This is a genomic window from Actinomadura sp. 9N215 (assembly GCF_044326345.1).
Classification (GTDB): domain Bacteria; phylum Actinomycetota; class Actinomycetes; order Streptosporangiales; family Streptosporangiaceae; genus Spirillospora.
Genome location: NZ_JBIRBA010000003.1, coordinates 206,395 through 228,017, shown reverse-complemented (window position 1 = coordinate 228,017; position 21,623 = coordinate 206,395). Strand labels below are relative to the sequence as shown.

At 70.6% G+C, this 21,623-nt stretch carries 18 protein-coding genes; 11 read left to right on the top strand and 7 right to left on the bottom strand.

Annotated elements, in window-relative coordinates:
- Positions 1-22 precede the first annotated feature (22 nt).
- Together ACH34T_RS06465 and ACH34T_RS06460 are read left to right on the top strand one after the other, a co-directional pair.
- Positions 23-1,819: an ABC transporter ATP-binding protein gene (locus ACH34T_RS06465; protein WP_395991045.1), complete on the top strand. Its 1,797-nt coding sequence runs from the start codon at positions 23-25 to the stop codon at positions 1,817-1,819.
- The gene (locus ACH34T_RS06460) at positions 1,816-3,558 is read left to right on the top strand and encodes an ABC transporter ATP-binding protein (protein WP_395991044.1); all 1,743 of its coding nucleotides are present in this window, start codon (positions 1,816-1,818) and stop codon (positions 3,556-3,558) included. The genes ACH34T_RS06465 and ACH34T_RS06460 overlap by 4 nt, the downstream gene beginning before the upstream one ends.
- 10 nt (positions 3,559-3,568) lie before the next feature.
- Here ACH34T_RS06460 and ACH34T_RS06455 read toward each other — a convergent pair whose 3' ends face one another.
- Genes ACH34T_RS06455 through ACH34T_RS06440 form a run of 4 tightly spaced genes read right to left on the bottom strand, consistent with a single transcriptional unit; the run spans position 3,569 to position 8,706 of the window.
- On the bottom strand, positions 3,569-5,353 hold the full coding sequence (locus tag ACH34T_RS06455) for an ABC transporter ATP-binding protein (protein WP_395991043.1): 1,785 nt from the start codon (positions 5,351-5,353) through the stop codon (positions 3,569-3,571).
- The gene (locus tag ACH34T_RS06450; protein ID WP_395991042.1) at positions 5,350-6,225 is read right to left on the bottom strand and encodes an ABC transporter permease; all 876 of its coding nucleotides are present in this window, start codon (positions 6,223-6,225) and stop codon (positions 5,350-5,352) included. Before ACH34T_RS06450 ends, ACH34T_RS06455 begins: the two co-directional genes overlap by 4 nt.
- Before the next feature lie 21 nt (positions 6,226-6,246).
- Positions 6,247-7,254 (bottom strand): ABC transporter permease, encoded by a 1,008-nt coding sequence (locus tag ACH34T_RS06445; RefSeq protein WP_395991041.1) that lies wholly within the window; start codon positions 7,252-7,254, stop codon positions 6,247-6,249.
- Positions 7,255-7,302: 48 nt separating this feature from the next.
- Positions 7,303-8,706 (bottom strand): ABC transporter substrate-binding protein, encoded by a 1,404-nt coding sequence (locus ACH34T_RS06440; protein WP_395991040.1) that lies wholly within the window; start codon positions 8,704-8,706, stop codon positions 7,303-7,305.
- A 474-nt stretch (positions 8,707-9,180) separates the two neighbouring features.
- On the opposite strand from ACH34T_RS06440, the gene ACH34T_RS06435 reads away from it, so the two are divergent.
- The 7 genes from ACH34T_RS06435 to ACH34T_RS06405 all read left to right on the top strand — a co-directional run bounded on the left by ACH34T_RS06435 (position 9,181) and on the right by ACH34T_RS06405 (position 17,171).
- Positions 9,181-9,867, top strand: a complete 687-nt coding sequence (locus ACH34T_RS06435; protein WP_395991039.1) for a GntR family transcriptional regulator — start codon at positions 9,181-9,183, stop codon at positions 9,865-9,867.
- 115 nt (positions 9,868-9,982) lie between these two features.
- Positions 9,983-11,134 carry a thiolase family protein gene (locus ACH34T_RS06430; RefSeq protein WP_395991038.1) on the top strand — a complete coding sequence of 384 codons (1,152 nt, stop codon included), beginning with the start codon at positions 9,983-9,985 and terminating at the stop codon, positions 11,132-11,134.
- A complete protein-coding gene (locus ACH34T_RS06425; protein ID WP_395991037.1) occupies positions 11,131-11,637 on the top strand; it encodes a Zn-ribbon domain-containing OB-fold protein in 507 nt (168 codons plus the stop codon). The genes ACH34T_RS06430 and ACH34T_RS06425 overlap by 4 nt, the downstream gene beginning before the upstream one ends.
- Entirely contained in the window at positions 11,634-12,410 is a 777-nt protein-coding gene (locus tag ACH34T_RS06420; RefSeq protein ID WP_395991036.1) for a hypothetical protein, read from the top strand. The genes ACH34T_RS06425 and ACH34T_RS06420 overlap by 4 nt, the downstream gene beginning before the upstream one ends.
- Positions 12,411-12,441: 31 nt before the next feature.
- Positions 12,442-13,335, top strand: coding sequence for an amidohydrolase family protein (locus ACH34T_RS06415; RefSeq protein WP_395991035.1), 894 nt, complete (start codon positions 12,442-12,444; stop codon positions 13,333-13,335).
- 3 nt (positions 13,336-13,338) lie between these two features.
- The gene (locus ACH34T_RS06410) at positions 13,339-15,720 is read left to right on the top strand and encodes a CoA transferase (RefSeq protein ID WP_395991034.1); all 2,382 of its coding nucleotides are present in this window, start codon (positions 13,339-13,341) and stop codon (positions 15,718-15,720) included.
- Positions 15,717-17,171: an aldehyde dehydrogenase family protein gene (locus tag ACH34T_RS06405; RefSeq protein ID WP_395991033.1), complete on the top strand. Its 1,455-nt coding sequence runs from the start codon at positions 15,717-15,719 to the stop codon at positions 17,169-17,171. The genes ACH34T_RS06410 and ACH34T_RS06405 overlap by 4 nt, the downstream gene beginning before the upstream one ends.
- 56 nt (positions 17,172-17,227) lie before the next feature.
- Here the strand turns inward: ACH34T_RS06405 and ACH34T_RS06400 are convergent, their stop codons facing one another.
- From ACH34T_RS06400 to ACH34T_RS06390, 3 genes are read right to left on the bottom strand one after another with little or no spacing between them, the layout of a single operon-like run.
- The gene (locus tag ACH34T_RS06400) at positions 17,228-17,785 is read right to left on the bottom strand and encodes a carboxymuconolactone decarboxylase family protein (RefSeq protein WP_395991032.1); all 558 of its coding nucleotides are present in this window, start codon (positions 17,783-17,785) and stop codon (positions 17,228-17,230) included.
- The gene (locus ACH34T_RS06395; protein ID WP_395991031.1) at positions 17,782-18,657 is read right to left on the bottom strand and encodes an MBL fold metallo-hydrolase; all 876 of its coding nucleotides are present in this window, start codon (positions 18,655-18,657) and stop codon (positions 17,782-17,784) included. Before ACH34T_RS06395 ends, ACH34T_RS06400 begins: the two co-directional genes overlap by 4 nt.
- Before the next feature lie 15 nt (positions 18,658-18,672).
- A complete protein-coding gene (locus ACH34T_RS06390) occupies positions 18,673-19,362 on the bottom strand; it encodes a hypothetical protein (RefSeq protein WP_395991030.1) in 690 nt (229 codons plus the stop codon).
- 683 nt (positions 19,363-20,045) lie between these two features.
- On the opposite strand from ACH34T_RS06390, the gene ACH34T_RS06385 reads away from it, so the two are divergent.
- Both ACH34T_RS06385 and ACH34T_RS06380 read left to right on the top strand, forming a co-directional pair.
- Entirely contained in the window at positions 20,046-20,561 is a 516-nt protein-coding gene (locus ACH34T_RS06385; protein ID WP_395991029.1) for a lytic polysaccharide monooxygenase auxiliary activity family 9 protein, read from the top strand.
- A 162-nt stretch (positions 20,562-20,723) separates the two neighbouring features.
- Positions 20,724-21,614, top strand: coding sequence for a glycoside hydrolase family 19 protein (locus ACH34T_RS06380; RefSeq protein ID WP_395991028.1), 891 nt, complete (start codon positions 20,724-20,726; stop codon positions 21,612-21,614).
- The last annotated feature ends 9 nt before the right edge of the window (positions 21,615-21,623 follow it).

Here is a 21,623-nt window from a genome sequence, read left to right as displayed (position 1 = left end):
TCCATGGGAGGAGTCCCCAGACTTGAGCACGACGACGGACACACCTGCGGTCACCGCGCCGGAGACCCGCGCAGACGACGAGCAGTCGGCCGGGCTCGCCAAGCCCGGGGCTCTGGCGCGGCTCTTCGCTCCCATCAGGCCGCACCTGATCGTGTGCGGCGTCCTGTCGGCGCTGTCGGCGGCGTCGGGGATCGTGCCCTATGTCGCCGCCGCCGAGATCGCGCGGATCATGCTCGACGACCGGGCGGCGGCCGCAGTCTGGACCTGGGTGGGTGTCGGGGCCGCCGGTGCCGGGCTGTGGCTGGTGCTGCTGGTCCAGTCTTCTCGGCTGGGGCACTATGCGGACGCGGCGGTCCTGCATGACCTGCGCGTGCGGATCGTGCGCCACCTCGGCGCGCTGCCGCTGGGCTGGTTTCGCGCCGTGGGCTCCGGACGGGTCAAGCGGGCCATGACGGGCGACCTGGAGGAGATGCACGAGGTCATCGCCCACGCTCTGGGGCAGCTGACCGGCGCGGTCACGGTGATGGTCGTCGCGGCCGGATATCTGTTCTTCGTGGACGTCCCCATGGCGCTGGTCGTGCTGGGTGTCATGGGCCTGATGGGGATCTGCTACCGCGTCTCGATGCGGTCAATGACGGCCCATGTGAACCGGCTGATCGCCGCCGAGGGACGGATCAGCGCCGCCGGCGTCGAGTACGCCGACGGCATCCAGGTCGTCAAGGCGTTCGGCACCGGGGGACGCGTCCTGCGCCGCTTCGACGACGCCGTGGACGAGTACGCCGAGGCGTTCGCGGCGTGGGTCGCCGAGGTGCGGTACAGCTCGGCGGCGACGCGGCTGCTCGGGTCGGAGATGGCGGTCCTCACCGCCGTGACGGCCGCCGGGCTGGCCTTCATCGCCGGCGGGTCGCTCACCGTGGCCGACCTGGTGGCGTTCCTGGTCGTCGCTGTCGGGCTGCCGACGTCGATCCTTCCGGCCGTTTCCGCAGCTCAAGGTGTGCGCAAGGGCCGGATGGGCGCGGACAACATCGAGCGGCTGCTGGCCCGTCCGGCGCTGCCCGAGCCTGAACGGCCACAGGCGCCGGACGGTCACGGCGTCGAGTTCGACCGTGTCTCGTTCTCCTACGACGGTGCGACCCTCGCGGTCGAGGACGTCAGCGCCGTCTGCCCGGTGGGCCAGGTGACCGCGATCGTGGGCCCGTCCGGTGCGGGCAAGACGACGCTCGCGAGCCTGCTGCCGCGCTTCTACGACGTGACGAGCGGTTCGATCCGCATCGGCGGCGCCGACGTGCGCTCGATCCCGACGGCCGAGCTGCTGAGGTCGATGTCGCTGGTGTTCCAGGACGTCGCGCTGCTGCGCGACAGCGTGGCGGAGAACATCCGCATCGGCCGTCCCGGCGCCGATGACGCGGACGTCCGCCGGGCCGCGGTCGCCGCGCACGTCCACGACGTGATCGAGCGGCTGCCCGGCGGATACGGCACGCTGCTCGACGCGGGCGGGGGCGGCCTGTCCGGCGGCGAGCGCCAGCGGCTGACGATCGCGCGGGCGATCCTGTCCGGGGCGCCGATCGTCGTCCTGGACGAGGCGACCGCCGCACTCGATCCCGACGGCGAGGCGGCGGTCCAGGACGCGCTGGCCACCCTGGCGGTCGGCAAGACGGTGATCGTGATCGCCCACCGGCTGCACACGATCGCGGGCGCCGACCAGATCCTCGTGCTCGATCGCGGACGGCTGGTCGAGCGGGGCGGCCACGACGATCTGCTCGCGCGGGACGGCCTGTACGCCCGGATGTGGGCCGCCCAGGAAGGGGTGCTCGCATGATCCGCCGCCTCTACCGGCTGTGGCCCGACCCGCGGCTGCTGGCCCGGCTGTGGTCGCTCACGGCGGCACAGGCCGTCCTGCAAGGCCTGTTGCTCGGCCTGCTCGTCCCGATCCTGGACGCCGTCGTCCGACCCGAGCCCGACATCGCCGCGGCGACACCGTGGCTCGTGCTCGGCACGACCGGTGCGGTCGTCTACGGAACGCTGAGCATCATCGCCGACCCGGTGGGGTACGCGGCGGGCGGCGCGCTCGCGGCACAACTGCGCAAGCGGTTGATGCGCCACGTGAGCACGCTGCCGCTCGGGTGGTTCACCGCGGAGCACAAGGCGCGCCTCGCGCGGGGAGTGACCGCCGACGTGGGCGACGCCGCGCATCTGGCCGTGGTGATCGGCAACCCGGTCATCACCTCGGCGCTGCTGCCCGCGACGGTCGTGACCATCGCTTTCGCCGTCGAATGGCGGGTGGCGTTGCTGCTGTGCGCGATTGCGCTGGCCGCGTCCTGGGCGCTGCGGCGGGCCGCACGCGTCGCCGCCGAGGCCGAGATCGAGCTGGAACGCGCGTCGGCCGACGTCGCGGGCCGGGCCATCGAGCTGGGTCAGGCCCAGCCCGTCCTGCGCGCCGCGGGCCACGCCGGCGGCACGCCCCGGATGCATGCCGCGCTGGACGACCACCGCGCGACCTACCGGGACGGCATGGACCGCGCGCGCCGCCCGTTCTTCGTCTACACCGGCGTGATCGCGGGCGGGTTCGTCGCCGTCCTCGCCCTGGTCGCCGGGCTCATGCTCGGCGATCGCGTCGCGGTCGCCGAGGCGATCGCGCTGCTGGTGCTGGCCGCCCGCTTCCTGCAGCCGCTCGGCAACCTCATCGACCTCGTCGGCGCCCTGCGCGCGATGACGAACAAGATCACCCGTATCGAGGACTTCCTCGCCACCGCCGCGCTGCCGGTCCCGGCCGACCCCGTGCCCGGGATCGGCGAGCCCGACGTCGAACTCGCCCGCGTCACGTTCACCTACCCCGGCGGCGACGCCCCCGCGCTGCGGGACGTGTCGATGCGCTGTCGTCCGGGCACCACCACCGCGCTGGTCGGGCCGTCCGGCTCCGGGAAGACGACCGTCACCCGGCTCATCGCCCGGTTCTTCGACGTGGACGCGGGAGCGGTGCGCGTCGGAGGCGTCGACGTCCGCGACCTCGCCCCGGAAGCCCTGGTCGACGAGATCGCCATCGTCTTCCAGGACGTCTACCTGTTCGACGACACCATCGAGAACAACCTGCGCCTCGCTCGTCCGGACGCGACCTGGGACGACCTCCGCGACGTGGCCGCCGCGGCCCGGCTCGACGAGGTGATCGAGCGCCTGCCCGGCGGCTGGCGCACGCGCGTGGGCGAGGCCGGAGCCCAGCTGTCAGGCGGTGAACGTCAGCGCGTCGCGATCGCCCGGGCGATGCTCAAGCGCGCGCGCATCGTGCTCGTCGACGAGGCCGCTTCCGCGCTCGACCCCGAGAACGAGGCCGCGATCACCCAGGCCATCGCCAACCTCGGCGACGACCCCGGCCGCACGGTCATCGTGATCGCGCACCGTCCCGCCACCCTCGCCGCGGCCGACCACGTGGTCTCGCTCGACACCGGCCAGGTCGTGGAGACCGGCACGCCCGCGGAACTGCTGCGCACCGGCGGGACGTTCGCCCGCATCAGCCGCCAGTACGAACGGACCCGGCACTGGCGCATCGCCAACCGCGGATGAACGCGCCCGCTCAGCCGGGGACCTCGCTCGTTTCGGGGTCGGGACGGTCGACTTCGAGGGTGTCGGCCAGGAGACCGCGGGTGTAGGGGTTCTGCGGGTCGGTCAGGACCGACTCGACGGGGCCCGACTCCACGACGCGGCCCTGGCTCAGCACGACGACGCGGTCGCCGATGCTGCGGACGACGGCGAGGTTGTGGGTGATGAAGATCATGCTCAGGCCGTCGTCCTGGAGGCTCCGGAGGAGTTCGACGACGGAGGCCTGGACGGAGACGTCGAGCCCCGAGGTGACCTCGTCGCAGATCAGCAGCGTCGGGTCGCAGGCGAGGGCGCGGGCGATGGCCACCCGCTGGCGTTGACCGCCGGACAGCTCGGCGGGGTAGCGGTCCGCGAGCCGCCACGGGATCTCGACGCGCTCCAGCGCCTCCTGGGCCTTGGCGCGGGCGGCCTTGCCCCGGTGTCCGTAGAAGTGCTTCAGCGGCACCATCACGGCGGTCGCGACGGTCTCGCGGGGGTTCAGCGAACCGTACGGGTTCTGGAAGACGTACTGCATCCGCTGCTTGACCGCCTTGGTCCGGTCGCGCAGCCGCGGCGGGAGCGGCTTGCCGTCCATCTCGAAGCTGCCGGACTGGTCCTCGTGGAGCCCGATCAGGCAGCGGGACATGGTCGTCTTGCCGCTGCCCGACTCGCCCACGACCGCCAGGCATTCGCCGGGCGCGACGTCGACGTCGATGTCGAACAGGACCTGGGTCCTGGCGTAGGACGCGTTCAGGTTCCGGACGCTGAGGACGGACGCCCCCTCCGCCCTGGTCTCGACACTTCGCAGCGGCTCCTTGACCAGGAGCGTCTGGTTCTGTCGGACGTGCTCGACGCGCACGCAGCGCGCCGCCCCGCCCGCGGGCGTGGTGACCAGTGCGGGCGCGGAGTCGCGGCAGCGGTCCTCGGCGAACGCGCAGCGGTCGGCGAACACGCAGCCCTCGAACTCGGCTCCCGGCGCGGGCGCCCGGCCGGGGATGGAGACGAGCGGCAGCCGCTGGCGCGTCGACGGCACCGATTCGAGCAGCGCGATGGAGTAGGGGTGCGCGGCGGAGTGCAGGACCTCCTCGCGCGACCCGGTCTCCAGGATCTGCCCGGCGTACATCACGGTCACCAGGTCGCCGACGGCGCCGACGACCGCGAGGTCGTGCGAGACGAACACGGCGGCCATGCCGTTGTCCGCGCAGAGCCGGGCGACCATCTCCAGGACCCTCGCCTGGGTGGAGACGTCCAGGCCGGTCGTGGGCTCGTCGAAGACGATCAGTTCCGGCCCCTTCGCCACGGCCATCGCGATCGCCACGCGCTGCTGCTGGCCGCCCGAGAGCTCCTGGGGGTGACGCCGCAGGAACGCGTCGTCCGAGGGCAGGCCGACGGTCTCAAGGACTTCGCGGATCCTCGGCAGGTTGTCCTTCTTGTTGCCGAGCAGTCCTTCGTTCAGCTGGGTGCCGATCCGCATCGCCGGGTTGAGCGCTGTCGCGGGGTCCTGGGGCACGAAGCCGATGAGCTTCTTGCGCGCTTCGCGCAGGTCGTTCGGCGCGAGCGCGAGCAGGTCGACGCCGCCCACCACGACCTTCCCGCCGGTGATGTTCGCGCCCTTCTTGGCGAAGCCGAGCAGCGCGAGCGACACCGTGCTCTTCCCCGAGCCCGACTCGCCGACGAGCCCCATGACCTGGCCGCTCTCCAGACTGAACGACACGTCGTCGACGATCACACTGCCGTCGTCGAGCGCAACGGTAAGCCCGGTGACTTCGACCGCCTTCATGAACGAGCCCCTTCGGTGCGGCCGATCACGCGCGCGGCGCCTTCGGCGAAGAGATTGCCCCCGATGGTGAACAGGGCGACGCAGGCGGCGGGAATGAGGACGGCGAGCGGCTGGATGGCGAGGCCGTCCTTGTTCTCGCTGACCATGAGCCCCCAGTCGGAGGCGGGCGGCTGGACGCCGAAGCCGAGGAAGCTGAGCGAGGCGAGGCCGACGACCGACCACATGAGCCTGAGCCCGATCTCCACCATGAGCGGGGACGTCACGCTCGGCAGCACCTCCCGCATGAGGATGTGGCGGGACGAGAGCCCGATCGTCCGCGCCCACATGACGTGCTCGCGCCGCATCACCGGACGCGCCGCGCCGCGCATCACGCGCGCCATCCCGGGCGTGAGGCCGACCGCCACCAGGATCACCAGGATCAACCGGCTCGGCCCGACCATCGAGATGAACAGGATCGCCATGATGACCGTCGGGAACGTCAGCAGCACGTCGATGATCCGCATGAGGATCGTGTCGACGATCCCGCCCGCGAAGGCCGCGACCAGCCCGATGGTGGTGCCGAGCGTCACGCCGCCGAACGTGGCGGCGATGCCCATCCAGGTCAGGTTGGCCCCGCCGCTGAGGATGCGGGAGACGATGTCCCTGCCCAGCGAGTCGGCGCCGAGCAACAGGCCGTCGCCGGGCGACGCGTACGGCTTCGCGATGACCGCGGTCGGCGAGTGTGGCGCGAAGAGGGGGCCGAGGATCGCGAAGAGGATCATGGCGATCAGCATGATCAGCCCGAGCCGGGTCTGCCGGGAGGTCAGGACGCGGCTGGTGAGGTTCTTCGGTGGAGCCTGAACACCCTGCTCCCTGGGTCGCGTTCGGATCATGGCCGCACGCTCCTTCGTCTGTCAGCGGGACTTGTTCAGGGTTCCGAGCACGTCGGCGAGCTGGTTGAAGCAGAAGAACGCGGCCGCCATGAGCATGATGATGGCCTGGACCATCGGCAGGTCGTGGCCGGCGACGGCGTCCACGAGCGCCGAGCCGATGCCCGGGTACGCGAACAGGTACTCGATCACGACCGACCCCGCGATGGTGTAGGCGGCCATGATGCTCGCCGCCGGGATGCTGGGCGCGAGCGCGTTCGGCAGCGCGTGCCGGAACAGGATCCGCCGCATCGACAGGCCCTTGATGATCGCGAGTTGCACGTACTCGCTCTCCAGCACGTCGATGAAGGAGACGCGCACGAGGCGCGACAGGTAGGTGACTCCGACGAGCACCATGACGGCGAGCGGCATCACGAGCTGCCGCGGATGCTGCCAGGGTGCGTCGCCCGGAGGGATCAGCGAGACCGGGGGCAGCACCTTGAAGACGACGGTGCCGAACAGGGCCACCACGAGGCTGCCGATGACGAAGTCCGGCGTCGCCGTCACGACGAGCGAGGTGCCGAGGTAGGACCGGTCCAGCAGCTTGTCGCGGAAGACGGCCGCGAGCAGGCCGACCAGGAGCGACAGCGGCAGGATGAGGATCATCGCGAACACGGTCAGCGTCGCGGAGTTGAAGATCCGCTCGGACAGGAGCTCGGACACGGGTTGACCGCTGACCAGCGAGTTCCCCATGTCGCCGGTGAGGACGCTGGTCAGCCAGTTCCAGTACTGGCTGACCAGCGGTTGGTCGAGGCCCAGGTTCTGATTCAGCTGGGCCACCTGGTCGGCGGTCGCCCCGGGTCCGAGGATGATCTGCGCGACGTCGCCGGGCATCGCCTGCGTCGCCACGAAGACGATGACGGAGATGCACCACAAGGTCACCACGCCCATCAGCACCCGCCGGCCGATGAGCCACGGAAGGGCGGCTCGCCGGGAGCGGCTGGGGGGCGGGGCGGCCTTGACCGCGTTGTCAGTCGTCGTCTCTATGGCCATCGCAACAAATCCCGTTCACCGTGTCCGGTCGCCGACCGTCCTACCTGCTCACTGGTCGAGGCTGGTCTTGCTGAAGTCGTACAGGTTCCCCGAGGGGAATTCCGGGATGAGGCCGTGCACCTTGGAGGAGTACACGCTCACCGTCGGGTTCGTCGCGGTGAGGATGCTCGCGCCGCGCTCGTACTCGATCTTCTTCATCTGCTTCTGGATCTCGCACTGCTCCTGCACGTCGGACGTGGCGTAGAGCTTCTTGGCGAGCGACTTGAACTCCGAGTCGTTCCAGTGGTTGTGGTTGAGCACCGCGTCACCACTGATCATTTCGGGCACGCCCTCCAGGTAGGGGCGCGTGTCGTAGCCGGTGTAGAACGTCCGGTCGCCCCACTTCTCCAGGTAGGCGCCCAGCTCCATCTTCTGCACCTTGATGGTCACGCCGATCTTTTTGGCGTCCTCGGACAGGATCTGGACCAGCTGGAGCATGCCGGGCTTGTTGGCGGCGGTCTCCAGGTCGATGGTGAGGTTCGACTTGCCCGCGTCCGCGAGCAGCTTCTTGGCCTGGTTGAGGTCCTGGACGCGCTGGGGGACGGCCGGCACGCACTTGTCGAAGCCGGAGTGGTCGTTCGCGACCTCCCCGAGGCCGTCGAAGGCGTTGGTGAGCGCGAGCTTGCGGTCGACGATCAGCCGCATCGCCTGCCGGACGCGCACGTCGTTGAAGGGCGGCTTGTCGGCGCGCATGCCGATGGAGACCTTCAGGTTCACGTCGCTCTTCATGACCTTCAGGCCCGGCGTCTTCTCGATCGTCGGCAGCGAGGTCTGGAGGATGTTGGAGCTGGCGTCGATCTGCCGGCCGATCAGCGCGTTGGTCGAGGCCTCCGCGGTCTTGAAGCTGATGATCTTGACCCGGTCGAGCTTGGCCTTCGGCCCCCAGTAGCCGTCGAACCTCTTGACGAGCGTCTCCCGTCCGGGGCTGAACGAGACGAGGCTGAACGGGCCCGTGCCCATCGCCTGCTCGGGCTTGGACCCCTTCTTGTAGAAGATGAGGTTGCTGTTGGTGACGGCGAACTCGAACGGCCCGTACGGCTCGGTCAGCTTGAACTTCACCGTCAGGTCATCGACCTTCTCGATGCCCTTCGGGTCGATGAAGTCGATGTAGTTGCGCTCGATGAGCGCGTTCTTCTTGTCGAGGACGCGCTGGAAGACCGCGATGACGTCGTCCGCGCTGAACGGGGTCCCGTCGTGGAACTTGACGTTCGGGCGGAGCTTGACGGTCCACTCGGTGTTGTCCTTGTTGTGCGTGATGCCGGTGGCGAGCGCCCACTGGTAGCCGCCGTCCTTGGTGCGGTGGGCGAGCGGCTCGAACATCGTGGCGTTGCGTACGTAGAAGTCCTGAGATCGCAGGTTGGCGTAGGCGTCGAGGGTGGAGATCGTGCTGGCGACGACGCCCACGCGGAGCATGCCCCCGGTCCCACCCCCCTTTCCCTCCGACGACGATCCTGACGAACATGCGGCGGCGAGGCTGACGACCATGGCGGAGGCCACGATGGGCGCGAGCATCCGGGGACGTCTCCTGTGCCCCTTGCCGACCAGTCGACTCAACATCCTTCCTCCTTAGAAAGACATTGGTGCGGGTGGGATGGGAGCTCTTGCCCGGAACGAGGTCGGTGGCTGTCCTTGGGTGGCGATGCTCCGTGAACGTGTGAACAGAAGGTCGTCCTGTCCGACCAAGTCTGGCTAGTTTGTATGACGTACCAAAGCAGACGTACTATGCCGCGTCAATGCCGGAAGCGGACAAGCTCGGCCGAAAGGGCAACTTTATCGTGGCTGACCAGTGGAAAAGCCGCAGAGCTACCGTACCGACACATCCGGTGGAGGTTGACCATGGTGTGGGCGTATGACTATCTTACGTCATACAAAAAATGAGGAGACGGCATGTCAGAGCCCGGACCGGACCTGCGGATCGACCGCCCTGCGGAGACCGTGCCGCAGCTCGTCGTGCGCAGGGTCCGGCAGGCCATCCTCGAAGGCACGCTGGCGCCCGGGCGCCGGCTCACCGAACGCGAGCTCATGGAGCTCACCGGCGTGAGCCGGACCTCCATCCGCGAGGCGGTCCTGCATTTGCAGGCGCTGGGCCTGGTGGAGACGTCGGGCCGCAAGGGCGTGCGGGTGGCGGTGCTGGGCAGCGACGACGTCCGGCAGCTGTATGAGGTGCGGGCGGCGCTGGAGTCCGAGGCGGCGTCGCTGTTCGTCCAGCGCGCCACCGACAGCGAGGTCCTGGAGCTGGTCAAGCTCACCCGGCCGGGCAAGAGCGATGATGAGGACCAGCTCTCCTCGATCTACCATTTCGACGAACTGCTGCTGGCGGGGGCGAGGAACGCCCTGCTGACGTCCACTCTTGCGCCGTTGCACGCGCGCATCCACGCGCTGCGCCGGTTGTCGCTCAGCATTCCGGGACGCCGGGAGCAGTCCGAGCAGGAGTACCGCGACCTGGTCGCGGCGATCACCGACCGGGACGCCGACCGCGCCGCCCAGCTCGCCCGGTACCACGTTGCGGCCGCGAAGGAGGCGGCGCTGGCGGCCATCGCGAAGCTGGAAGAAGAACGAGCCTCGGGAGCGTGACCGCCTCGGCGGGGCGCTGGTCCGCCGCGCGCCCCGCCTGACCGGGCGGCGGCGCACCCGAGAAGCCATGCCCGACCCGGGCGGGCGAGCAATGGCCAACCGACCGGAGAGACGCATGCAGCACGAGCAAGCTGAGATCGCCATCGTGGGCGTGGGGCAGTCGGACTTCCGCGCGCTCTACGCCACCACGGATCGGCCCCGGGACGCCTACGCCCTCGCGGCCGGCGCCCTCCGGGACGCGATCGAGGACTGCGGGATCGACAAGGACGAGATCGACGGCCTGCTCTGCTGTCGCGTGCGGTACGACCGGCTGGCCACCGTGGCCGGGCTCAAGCACCCCCGGTTCGTCCACGACCTGGAGGGGACGGGGCGGATGAGCGGCATCGCCCTCCAGGAGGCCGTCGCGCTGATCGCGAGCGGCACGGCCGACGTGGTCGCGTGCGTCTACGGCAACAACGGGCGGTCGGCGAAGGTCAAGTACGGCGGCGACGGCGGCGGCCCGACCGCCGCCTACGACGAGATGTACGGCATGACCTCGCCGGGCGCCTACGTCGGCCTGATGTACCAGCGCTACCGGGGGATGTACGGGGCGGGCGAGGACGCGCTGGCCCCGCTCGCGATCAACAACCGCCGGCACGCCGCGCTCAACCCGGTCGCCGTCTTCCAGGACGAGTTCACCCGCGAGGAGTACCTGGCGTCCCGGTACATCGCCGAGCCGCTGCGGCTCCTCGACTACTGCCTCATCAACGACGGCGCCGTCGCTTTCATCGTCACCTCGATGGAGCGCGCCAGATCGCTGCGCAAGCCGCCGGTGCGCGTCGCCGCGACGGCGGGCATGGCGCACCTCACCAACCACTACACGGCCGAGGACTTCTTCTACTCCGCCTGCCAGGACGTGGCGGGCCGGCTCTACCGGCAGGCCGGCATCGCGCCGGAGGAGGTCGACTGCTTGCAGATCTACGACAACTTCACGCCGACCATCCTGTTCACCCTCGAAGGCTTCGACCACGCGCCGCGCGGCGAGGCGTGGCAGTGGGTGGACGAGAAGAAGATCCGCCACGACGGCCCGCGCCCGCTGAACACGGCGGGCGGGCACACCAGCGAGAGCTACATGCAGGGCTGGGCGCACCACGTCGAGTCGGTGCGCCAGCTGCGCGGCGAGGCCGGTCCCAGGCAGGTGCCCGGATGCGCGACGGTGCAGTACATGTGCGCGTCGCCGATCGTCACCTCGCACATCCTCACCAACGACGAGGCGGCCACCCGATGAGCGTCGAGACCCCCAAGAGCCCTGTGAGCCCCGAGAGCCTCGCCGAGGACTACGAGCGGCTGCTGCCCGAGATCACCCCGGAGAACCGGCCGTACTGGGACGGCCTGGCCGCGAACGAGCTGCGGCTCCAGCGCTGCGACGCGTGCGGCGAGTACCGCTTCCCCGACAGCGAGGTGTGCCCGCGCTGCCTCTCCGCGTCCTTCAGCTGGCGCGCGGTCAGCGGGAAGGGACGGCTGTGGTCCTGGATCAAGATGCACCAGCGGTACCTCAGCGCGTTCGACGGGGTCAGGCCGTACCTGGTGGCCTACATCAAGCTCGACGAGGGCCCGCCCGTCATCAGCACGCTCGTGGACGTCGCGCCGGACGAGCTCGCCTTCGACCTGCCCGTCCGGGCCGTGTTCGAGCCCGGCTTCAGCGACCGGACGATCCTCAAGTTCGCCGCTGACCGCTCAGAGCCCGCCGGACAACCGGAGCCCGTCGAACGCCCGGAGCCCGCGGCATGAGCGCCGACCCACCCTTCACGAACAGCTTCCTGTACTGGATCTCCCTCGACTTCGCCGGCTCGGACCCGGCGGACGTCGCGCGCTTCAACCGGTTCTACGACGAGACGCACGTCCCCGAGGTCCTCGACAGGTATCCGGGCTTCGCGGTCGCGCACCGCTACGCCCTCCAGATCCAGGACCGTCGGGGCGACTTCGGCGGCGCGTACCTGGCGGCCTACGAGGTCGAGAGCGAGCAGGCGGTCGCCGAGTACCTCGCCGGGACGACCGCCCCAGGCGGCACCCGTCCCCCCTACTCCGCCGACCCGCCGCTCTGGCCCGACCTGCTCACCCATCGATGGCGCGTGGTCTACGAGAAGGTCGCGGAGACCGCGCCCTCGACGGGGAACCCGGGCGCGATCTACATCATCGGGATCGAGCCGCCCGCCGGCATCGGCGGCGACGAGCTGGCCGAGTTCGACGAGTTCTACACGAACGTCCACATGCCGGAGGCGACGGCCGTCGGCGGCTTCAGCCGGGGGACCAGGTACACGCTGCGGCGCTCGCTGGAGCATCCGGACCCCGGCTGCCCGCGCTACCTCGCCGTCTACGAGCAGGCGGGCGGCAGCGACGAGGAGTCGCGCGCGACGCTGCGCACGCTGGTCGAGTCGGACGACTGGACCCCGGGCCCCGCGTCCTGGTCCGGGAAGACGACGCCGTGGCGGCTCTGGTACCGGCACATCTCGGTCATTCCACGGACGACGTCGCCGGCCGGTGCGACCGTCCGGAACCCTTAGCGACCGTCCGGCAACCTCAGGAGGGGTAGGCGTGTTCATTCTCGACACCCAGATCCATATGTTCCTGCCCAACACTCCGGACCGGCCCTGGCCGGACATCGGCGAGACCTACACCGGGAAACCGGAGTCCACGCCGAAGCAGATCCTGCCCAGGATGGACGAGCTCGGCATCGACGCCGTGGCGATCGTCCCGGCCATCTGGGCGGGCGACGACAACTCGCCGCAGCTCGCCTGGGCCGCGGAGCACCCGGGCCGGTTCGGCGTGATGGGCAGGTTCAACCTCTGGGACCCGGACCGGGAGCGCATCGAGCGCTGGTTCGACGACCCGTGGATGCGCGGCATCCGGATGAGCTACCCGGACTTCCGCGGCCGCGACTGGATGGACGTCGACACGTTCCCGTGGTTCTGGGAGGCCGCGGAGCGGCTCGGCATCCCGCTGATGCTGCTGATCTACGGTCCTGAGGTCCGCAAGGTCGCCGGGATCGCGGAGCGGCACCCCGACCTCAAGCTGATCGTCGACCACATGGGCCTGATCATCGGCGACCCGGACAAGCAGGACCTCTGGGCGCACATCGACGACATCTTCCCGCTCGTGAAATACCCGAACGTCTACATGAAGTACTCGGCGATCCCCGACTACACGAACGAGCCGTACCCGTATCCGTCGCTGACGCCGACGCTGCGCCGCGTCTACGACGCGTACGGGCCGCAGCGGCTGATGTGGGCCTCGGACACGACGCGGGTGCGCGGGGCGACCTGGCGGGAGAACCTCGACCACGTCCGGTACACGCTCGACTTCCTCAGCGAGGAGGACAAGGTCTGGATGCTCGGCCGGACGGCGGCCGAGGTGCTGAAGTGGCCCCGTCCCGAGGGCGGTTTCGAGTGGGAGCGCGCCGATCCGGGCGCCCCCGGAGCGGCGCGCTAGCCCATGACACCCCCACACGAGGAGCGGGCCGCCGACCCGGGGACGCTGCGGGTCGTCGAACTGTCCGGCGGCGTCGCCACGAAGGTCTGCGGCCGGCTCCTGGCCGGGCTGGGACACGACGTGGTCCTGTGCGAGCCGCCCGGCGGGGACGCCCTGCGGACGCGAGCTCCCCTGGACGAGCACGGCGTCGGCTTCGCCTTCTCCAGCCTCGACGCGGACAAGCGCAGCGTCGTCGCCGACCTGGACACGCCCGACGGCCGGACGGCGCTGCACCATCTGCTGGACCGTGCCGATCTCCTGCTCACCGGCCTCGGCCCCGACCGGGCCCGGGCCGCCGGACTGACCGCGCCGGAGATCCGCGACGCCTGGCCGGGCCTCGTCGCCGTGAGCATCACGGCGGCGGGCCTCGACGACCCGCGCTCCGACCACCCGGGCGACAGCCTGCTCGCCGAGTGCTACGGCGGCCTCGCCTCAATGATCGGCGAGCCAGACCGTCCTCCACTGAGTCTCGGTGGGGAGCAGGCGGCGCACGCCGCCGCCTTCGCGGGCCTCCTCGGCGGCATGCTCGCGCTCAGCCGTCGCGCCCGCGCCGGTCAGGGCGACGTCGTCGATGTCGCCCTATGCGACGTCGCGGCGTACATCGACTGGAAGAGCGACATCGAGAGCGCCGTCGCCGGCACCGCGCCGACGCGCACGGGGGCCACCGCGGGGCAGTGGCGGATCGTCCGCGCGGCCGACGGCTGGGCCGGCGTCATCTTCGCGCCCGAGCAGTGGGATCTGCTGATCGAGCTCGTCAACGGGTCGGCGCCGGCGGTACCGGCCGATCCGGAGCGGTGGTGGCCGGTGATCGAGAGGTGGGCGGCCCGCCTGCCCAAGCGGACGATCTACGAGCGCGCCCAGGCGCTGGGGCTCGCCGTCGGCTTCAGCGCCGACCTGGGCGACCTGCGCGCCGACGGGCAGTACCGCTCGCGCGGCTTCTTCCGCGGCCCCCGGCAGGACGGGCGGACGTCCGCGCCCGTCGGCCCTCCGGCCCACGCCGCGGGCCTGCCGTGGCGCGCCGGCCCGCCCCCGGCACTCGGCGACGGCGCCCCGGCCGCGGCGCAGGAATGGGAGCATCCCAGGCGGCAGGCGCCGGTGCGCTGCACGTCCGCTCCGGCCCTTCACGAGGGGACGACCCCCCACACCGACCCGGTCGCATGCGGCGGGACGGCCCCCCTCACCCCCCGGAACGGAGCGGACGCGCCGCTCGCGGGCGTGACCGTGCTCGACCTCGGGACGATCACGGCGGGCGCGGCCACCGGACGGCTCCTCGCCGACTACGGCGCCACGGTGATCAAGGTCGAGTCGGCGAGCCATCCGGACCCGTTCCGGCACTGGCCGGTGGCGGGCCAGGCCCCGGACACGGACGTCTCGCCCATGTTCGAGTCCAACAACGCGGGCAAGCTGGGCGTGGTCCTGGACCTCAAGACCGGGGCCGGTCGCGAGACGCTGCACCGGCTGGCCGCCCGCGCGGACGTCGTGATCGAGAACTTCACCGTGGGCGTGACCAAGCGGCTCGGCGCCGACTTCGAGACGCTGCGCGCCGTCAACCCGCGGCTGGTCTACCTGTCCCTGTCCAGCCAGGGGCAGGACGGCCCCGAGGCGGGCCGCAGGTCGTACGGGTCGACGCTCGACCTCCTGTCCGGGCTGGCCTCCGTGACGGGATACCCGGACGGCGGGCCGATGTGGTCGTCCGGCGAGGTCAACTACCCCGATCAGGCGGCGTCCCTGTTCGGCGCCGCGCTCGTCGCGTACTGCCTGGAGCGCGGCGTCCGCGGCGTCCACCTGGACGTCTCCCAGCGCGAGCTCATCAGCTGGACGCTCGCCGACCGGATCGCCGAGCACGCGGCGACGGGCGTGCTCCCCGCGCCCACCGGCAACCGGCGCCCCGCCGGCACCCCGCACGACGTCTACCCCTGCGCGGGCGACGGCCAATGGGTCGCGGTCGCGTGCCACGGCCAGGCCGAACGGGACGCGCTGGCGGACCTCGTCGCGCCCGGCGAACTGGCGGGGAGGTCCGAGGAGTGGTGGTGGGAGCACGAGGATCTCGTGGACGAGCTGATCGGGTCGTGGACCCGCGCCCGTTCCCGGGAGGAGTGCGTCCGCGCACTGACCGAGGCGGGAGTGGCCGCCGCGCCGGTGCTCTCGGCGGCCGAACGCGGACGCGAACCACGGTTCGGTGAGCGGCGGGTCTTCCTGGGCGACCGCGGCTCCCGCCGCAAGGGATTCCCGTTCACGATGCGCGGCTACGCTCCGCCGGACCCGGCTCCGGCGCCGGCCCTGGGACAGGACCAGGAGGCGGTACTCGCGGACCTGAGCTTCACCGGCAGGAAGGGATCATCATGACACTGACCTCGCCTTCGGGCGCCGACTCCTTCGCGTCCTGGATCGACGGGTCGTGGAGCGAAAGCGACACGCAGTACCCCGCGATCAACCCCGCCGAAGGGCGGCCGTTCACCAATCTGGCGGCGGCGTCGATTCACGATGTGGACGCCGCCGTCGCCAGCGCGGGAAAGGCCTTCCAGAAGACCCGCACCGCACGGCCCGCCACCCGCGCCGAATGGTGCCGCTCAGCCGCCCAGGCGCTGCTCGCCAAGCACGAGGAACTCGCCGAGGTGCTCTCCACCGAGCACGGCAAGCCGATCGCCGAGGCGCAGGGCGAGATACTCTTCGCGGTTCGCGGGCTGGAGATGGCCGCGGAGACCGTCCTCGCCCTGGGCGGGGAGACGCCGCACGTGCAGGACGCGAACAAGCGGGCGATCGTACGCCGCGAGGGCCTCGGTGTGTGGGCCGTCATCACCCCGTGGAACTTCCCGGTGAACATTCCGGTCGAGTACATCGGCCCGGCCCTCGCGGCCGGCAACGCCGTGGTGTGGAAGCCGGCTCCGACCACGGCCGTCGTCGCGGCGAAATTCCGGGAGATCCTCCTCGCCGCGGATTTCCCGCAGGAACTGCTGCAATTGGTGATCACGAATGAGGTCGCGGTCGCCAGCCATCTGGTGACGCATCCGGGAATCGCCGCGGTCGGCTTCACCGGCGGCAGCGGGACGGGTCAGTCCATCGCCAAATCGGCCTGGGACAAGAAGCTCCTGCTGGAACTGGGCGGAAACTCGCCCATCGTGGTCCTCGGCGATGCCGACCTCGACGTCGCCTCGGCGGCGATCTCGAACGCGGCGTTCTGGAACGCCGGCCAGGTGTGCAGCGCCGCCGGCAAGGTGCTGGTGGCGGCGTCGTGCGCGGACGAGCTCGCCCCCCTGCTCGCGCAGCGGGCGACGGACACGGTGCTGGGGTCCCCGCTGGATCCCGAGGTCACGATGGGACCGGTCCACCTGGAGTCCAGCATCGCCCGCTACGACCGGCTGATCGAGGACGCCCAGCAGCACGGCGCGAACGTCGTGGCCGGTGGCGGACGGCTCCAGGACCAGGACGGCTTCTTCTTCCCGCCCACCGTCCTCACCTCCGTCGGCCGTGACGCCGCCCTCTTCGGCGAGGAGACCTTCGGCCCGGTCGCGTCGCTGTCGGTCTTCGACGACGAGGACGACATGATCGCGGCCGCGAACGCGGGCGACTACGGGCTCGTCGGCTCGCTGTTCACGTCCGACGTGTCGAAGGCCTTCAAGATCGGCGAGCGCATCGACTGCGGGCTGGTCGTGGTCAACGACACCTCCAACTACTGGGAGTACAGCCTGCCGTTCGGCGGCGCCGCCGGACGCCGGTCCGGCCGGGGCCGGCTCGGCGGCCGCTGGGTCATCGACGAGTTCAGCCAGGTCAAAACCCTCGCGATCGACATCCGCTGAGCCGGGAAGGGCGGCGGGCACCGTTGGCGCGCCAAGGGTGCCCGCCTGACCCTGTCCTATTCGGTGGGCGGGAAGGTGGGGAGGCCTGGCTCCGGCTGGACGTTGATCGTGTTGAGCATCGCGGCGACCGTCCAGTAGCGGCCGATGACGGCGATGAGGTCCAGGAGCTGGGCGTCGTCGTAGGTCTTGGCCAGGGCCGTCCAGGTGGGGTCGGTCAGGCGGCCGTGGGCGTGGAGCTCGTCGACCGCGTGGAGGAGGGTCGTCTGGAACTCCGTCCAGCCGTCGGCGGCGGGGCCCTGCGGGACGCGGTCGATCTCCTCGGGCGTCAGCCCGGCGGCGCCGCCCATCCGGACGTGCTGGCCGAAGGCGTACTCGCATCTGCTGAGCCAGGCGACGCGGAGGATGGCCAGCTCGCGGTCGCGGGCGGGGAGCGGCGACTGGCCGAGCAGGTAGTTCTGGAGCGGTCGCTGCGCCTTCGTCAGCCCGGGGCTGTGCGCCCAGGTGCGGGACACGTGGGCGGTGCCGGTCAGGGCGTCGTCGCCGAACAGCTCGCGTTCGAGCCGGTGGTAGGCGTCCACGTCAACGGGGCTTATGCGCGGGTCGGTTTCGCTCATGTCACGTCCTCCACGTCGTGGCTTGCGGTGCTCCGCACATGGCCGTCAGGGGTGCGGTCTACGTTGACGATGGTCGGGAGAGGGAAATGCGGGGCGAGGATCTTCGCGTTGCGGTCGGCGGCGAGGGCGGCGATGCGCTCGCGGCTGCGTATCGATTCCGAGGGCGCGTACTCGACGGACGGGAGCCAGCACGGATGGTCCACGTGCGCGGGATGGTGGAGGGCGTCACCGGCCAGGATCGCGGCCCCGTCGCCGTCCGCGACCAGCACCGACACGTGGCCGGGGGTGTGGCCGTGCGTCGGCAGGACGGTCATCGCGTCGGACAGGCGGAGTTCGCCGTCGAAGGTGTGCAGGCGCCCGGCGTCCTTGATGGCGCGGAGGCGGGCACGGACCTCGCCGGCCCCGTTGCGGTTGAACGCGATGGCGTCGACCTCGTCGCTCGTCCAGTAGGCGACTTCGCGCTCGTTGACGAGCACGGTCGCGTTCGGGAACGTGAGGGCGCCTTGGTCGTCCTTGGTCAGCCAGCCGCAGTGGTCGGTGTGCAGGTGGGTCAGGACGACCTGGTCCACGTCGCCCGGCTCGACGCCGAGCGCGGCCATGGCGGACGGCATCGCGCCCGCGTCCGCCAGCCCGGGGATCTCGTGCGCGCGGTGGCCGTAGCCCGCGTCCACCACGGTGACGTGGCCGTCGCCGGTGACGACGAATCCGCCGAACGTTACCGTGAACGGCGCGTCGGGCTGGGTGACGCCGACCGCGGGCATCCACTCGTCCGGGTCGGCGCCGGTGAACCAGTACTGGCGCGGCCCCCGCGCCACGCCGTCGCTGACGTGCGACACCCGTGTGCGGCCGACCTTGATCGTCGCCGAAGTCATCCCGTCCCTCTCCGTTCAGACCGCTCGCCGGTACTTGACCCGCCACCGGACCTGGCGTTCCTCCCACGCGCGCGGCCCCGGGCTGAGCGGCGGGACGCCGGGCGGCCTCGGCTCAGGGTCCTCCGCCTCGTAGACGGCGTTGTAGCGGGGGCTGCCCGGCGCGGGGTGCGTGAACTCGTGCCAGAGCAGGAAGCGGGTGCCCCGGTCGTAGCCGAGCCCGGAGACGATCTCGGGGAGGTGCGTTCCGGTGTAGAAGTCGTCGAACTCGGCGATCTCGGTTTCGGTGGCGTCCGCGGCCGGGTTCATGCCGATCATCGCCATCTTGCCGGGGGTCAGCTCCCCCGCGCCGGTCGAGCCTGCGCTCTCCCAGATCATCCGCCACACGACGGCGGCCCGGTAGAACGCGGGCGGGCCGGTCGTGTAGACCGGGCGCCGTTCACCCTGGCGGGCGACGAACGCGCGCGCGGCGTCCGCGTTCTCGATGCCGTAGACGGCCAGCCAGGACGGGACCGCGTCGTCGTCCAGCGGCTCGGTCAGCTCGTACCGCGCGCCGCTCACGAACCCCTCGTTGAGGCGGACGACCTCCGCCAGGTGGACGGTGTCGTAGAAGTCGGCGAGCGCGCGGAGCTCCGCCTCGGGCTCGTCCGGACGGGGCCTGAGCCCCACCGCCAGAAAGAACGGGCAGCTCAGCGGTTGCCTCCCCATGGACCGACCCCACCTCCGCTCGGAACAGTTCACTACAAACCATACATTTCAGACGGTCTGCCTCCGAACGGCGGGGGGTCGTTTCAGGATGTGGTCAGAGGGCGGCGAAGAAGGCCCTGACGTCCTTCAGGTAGAAGTCGGGCTGTTCCAGGGCTAGGAAGTTGCCGCCGTGTTCGAGTCCTCGACCGTCTTCTGGACGGCTTCCAGCCAAGGCTCGCGGACACCCCCGCCACCGGGTGACGACGGTGCCCGATCGTGTGGAACGGTGCAAGACGGTCTTCGGGCGGGAGTTCGTTCATGCAGGTCAAACGGCGTTCTGCGCGTCCACATCGGCAATCTTCGCCAGTCGTCCGCTCAATGATCAGAGAATTCTGACAATTCTTTGGAGCGGTCGAGAGTGGTTCAGTTCTCGGCCTGCGCTGGTCATGCGCACTCGAACGGTTCGTCCTGATCAGGCCCTTGCCTGCAATCGGACGGAGCGTTAACGTTCAGCTACCCGATAGGAAAGTTTCCTATCAGATGGAGTCCCGCATGCCCCGCTCCCCTCCATCGCTCCCACGGACGCGGCCGTGCCGCCCGCGAAGACGCGGCAGTCTCCCCGGCCCGGGGCCGTCACGCGGCCCGAGGCCGTCCCGGCCCGTCCACGCCACGATCATGACCACCCCAAGGCAAGGACCCCCCGCATGAAGAAGTCACAGCGCAGGCTCGCCGCCGCAGCGGCGGGCGTCGGAATCGCCCCGCTGATCGCCGTCATCCCGGCGAGCTCGGCCTTCGCGCACGGCTACGTCTCGGCGCCGATGAGCCGCCAGGCGCAGTGCGCCAAGGGAATCGTCCAGTGCGGCGCGATCAAGTACGAGCCGCAGAGCGTCGAGGGCCCCAAGGGCCAGCGCACCTGTAGCGGCGGCAGCCGCTTCACCGAGCTCAACGACGACAGCAAGGGCTGGCAGGCCACCAACGTCAGCAACTCGCTCACCTTCACCTGGACGTTCACCGCCCGGCACCGCACCACGAACTACGAGTACTACGTCGGCGGCAGGAAGGTCGCGGACATCAGCGGCAACAACCAGCAGCCGCCCTCCACCGTCTCCCACCAGGTCAACCTCGGTGGCGTGAGCGGACGCCAGAAGGTCCTGGCGATCTGGAACATCGCCGACACGTCCAACGCCTTCTACGCCTGCGTCGACGTCAACGTGCAGTGACGCCCCCGCCGGAGCGCCGCCGGAACCGCCGGCGGCCCCGGCGAACGCCGCGGCGGCCGCAGGCGCTGGAAGCGCCGGAAGCGGCTTGAAATGGTGAGACGGCCGGCTCGCCCCGGACCCCGGGGCGGGCCGCACCGCGTGAACTCTCAAGGACGTGATGTGGTGCATCGCACTAGGACGCTGCTCGGCGCCGCGCTGCTCGCGGCGGGGGCGCTCTCGGCCGTTCTGCCCCTGTCGCCGGCCGCCGCCGCGGACTGCGCGACGGAATGGAACGCCTCCACCGTCTACAACGGCGGCGCGGTGGCGTCCCACGGCGGGCACAACTGGACGGCGAAATGGTGGACGCGGAACGAAGCCCCGGGCAACACGATCGTGTGGGCAGACCAGGGGAGCTGCGGTGGTCCCAGCGGTCCCACCGACCCGCCCGACACGAGTGCCTTCGTGGTGACCGAGGCGCAGTTCCAGCAGATGTTCCCGAGCCGCAATTCCTTCTACACCTACAGCGGCCTGACCGCCGCCATGGCGTCCTTCCCCGCGTTCGCCAACACCGGCAACGACACGGTCAAGAAGCAGGAGGCGGCCGCATTCCTCGCCAATGTCAACCATGAGACCGGCGGGCTGGTGCACATCGTCGAGCAGAACAAGGACAACTACCCGCACTACTGCGACAGGAGCCAGCCCTACGGGTGCCCCGCCGGGCAGGCCGCCTACTACGGCCGCGGTCCCATCCAGCTGAGCTGGAACTTCAACTACAAGGCCGCGGGCGACGCCCTCGGCATCGACCTGCTGAACAACCCGTGGCAGGTCGAGCGGGACGCGGCCGTGTCCTGGAAGAGCGCCCTCTGGTACTGGATGACGCAGAACGGCCCGGGCACCATGACCCCGCACGACGCGATGGTCAACAGCCGCGGGTTCGGCGAGACGATCCGCAGCATCAACGGCAGCCTGGAATGCAACGGCGGAAACCCGTCCCAGGTGCAGAGCCGGGTGAACGCCTACAAGCGGTTCACCCAGCTTCTCGGCGTCCCGACCGGCGACAACCTGACCTGCTGAGCTGCCAAT

Excerpts from the sequence above, each read along its gene's own strand:
- ACH34T_RS06460 (WP_395991044.1), top strand. The coding sequence starts at position 1,816 with ATGATCCGCCGCCTCTACCGGCTGTGGCCCGACCCGCGGCTGCTGGCC.
- ACH34T_RS06410 (WP_395991034.1), top strand. The coding sequence starts at position 13,339 with ATGACACCCCCACACGAGGAGCGGGCCGCCGACCCGGGGACGCTGCGG.
- ACH34T_RS06420 (WP_395991036.1), top strand. The coding sequence starts at position 11,634 with ATGAGCGCCGACCCACCCTTCACGAACAGCTTCCTGTACTGGATCTCC.
- ACH34T_RS06425 (WP_395991037.1), top strand. The coding sequence starts at position 11,131 with ATGAGCGTCGAGACCCCCAAGAGCCCTGTGAGCCCCGAGAGCCTCGCC.
- ACH34T_RS06395 (WP_395991031.1), bottom strand. The coding sequence starts at position 18,657 with ATGACTTCGGCGACGATCAAGGTCGGCCGCACACGGGTGTCGCACGTC.
- ACH34T_RS06450 (WP_395991042.1), bottom strand. The coding sequence starts at position 6,225 with ATGATCCGAACGCGACCCAGGGAGCAGGGTGTTCAGGCTCCACCGAAG.
- ACH34T_RS06455 (WP_395991043.1), bottom strand. The coding sequence starts at position 5,353 with ATGAAGGCGGTCGAAGTCACCGGGCTTACCGTTGCGCTCGACGACGGC.
- ACH34T_RS06400 (WP_395991032.1), bottom strand. The coding sequence starts at position 17,785 with ATGAGCGAAACCGACCCGCGCATAAGCCCCGTTGACGTGGACGCCTAC.
- ACH34T_RS06390 (WP_395991030.1), bottom strand. The coding sequence starts at position 19,362 with ATGGGGAGGCAACCGCTGAGCTGCCCGTTCTTTCTGGCGGTGGGGCTC.
- ACH34T_RS06385 (WP_395991029.1), top strand. The coding sequence starts at position 20,046 with ATGAAGAAGTCACAGCGCAGGCTCGCCGCCGCAGCGGCGGGCGTCGGA.
- ACH34T_RS06435 (WP_395991039.1), top strand. The coding sequence starts at position 9,181 with ATGTCAGAGCCCGGACCGGACCTGCGGATCGACCGCCCTGCGGAGACC.
- ACH34T_RS06440 (WP_395991040.1), bottom strand. The coding sequence starts at position 8,706 with ATGCTCCGCGTGGGCGTCGTCGCCAGCACGATCTCCACCCTCGACGCC.
- ACH34T_RS06405 (WP_395991033.1), top strand. The coding sequence starts at position 15,717 with ATGACACTGACCTCGCCTTCGGGCGCCGACTCCTTCGCGTCCTGGATC.
- ACH34T_RS06430 (WP_395991038.1), top strand. The coding sequence starts at position 9,983 with ATGCAGCACGAGCAAGCTGAGATCGCCATCGTGGGCGTGGGGCAGTCG.
- ACH34T_RS06445 (WP_395991041.1), bottom strand. The coding sequence starts at position 7,254 with ATGGCCATAGAGACGACGACTGACAACGCGGTCAAGGCCGCCCCGCCC.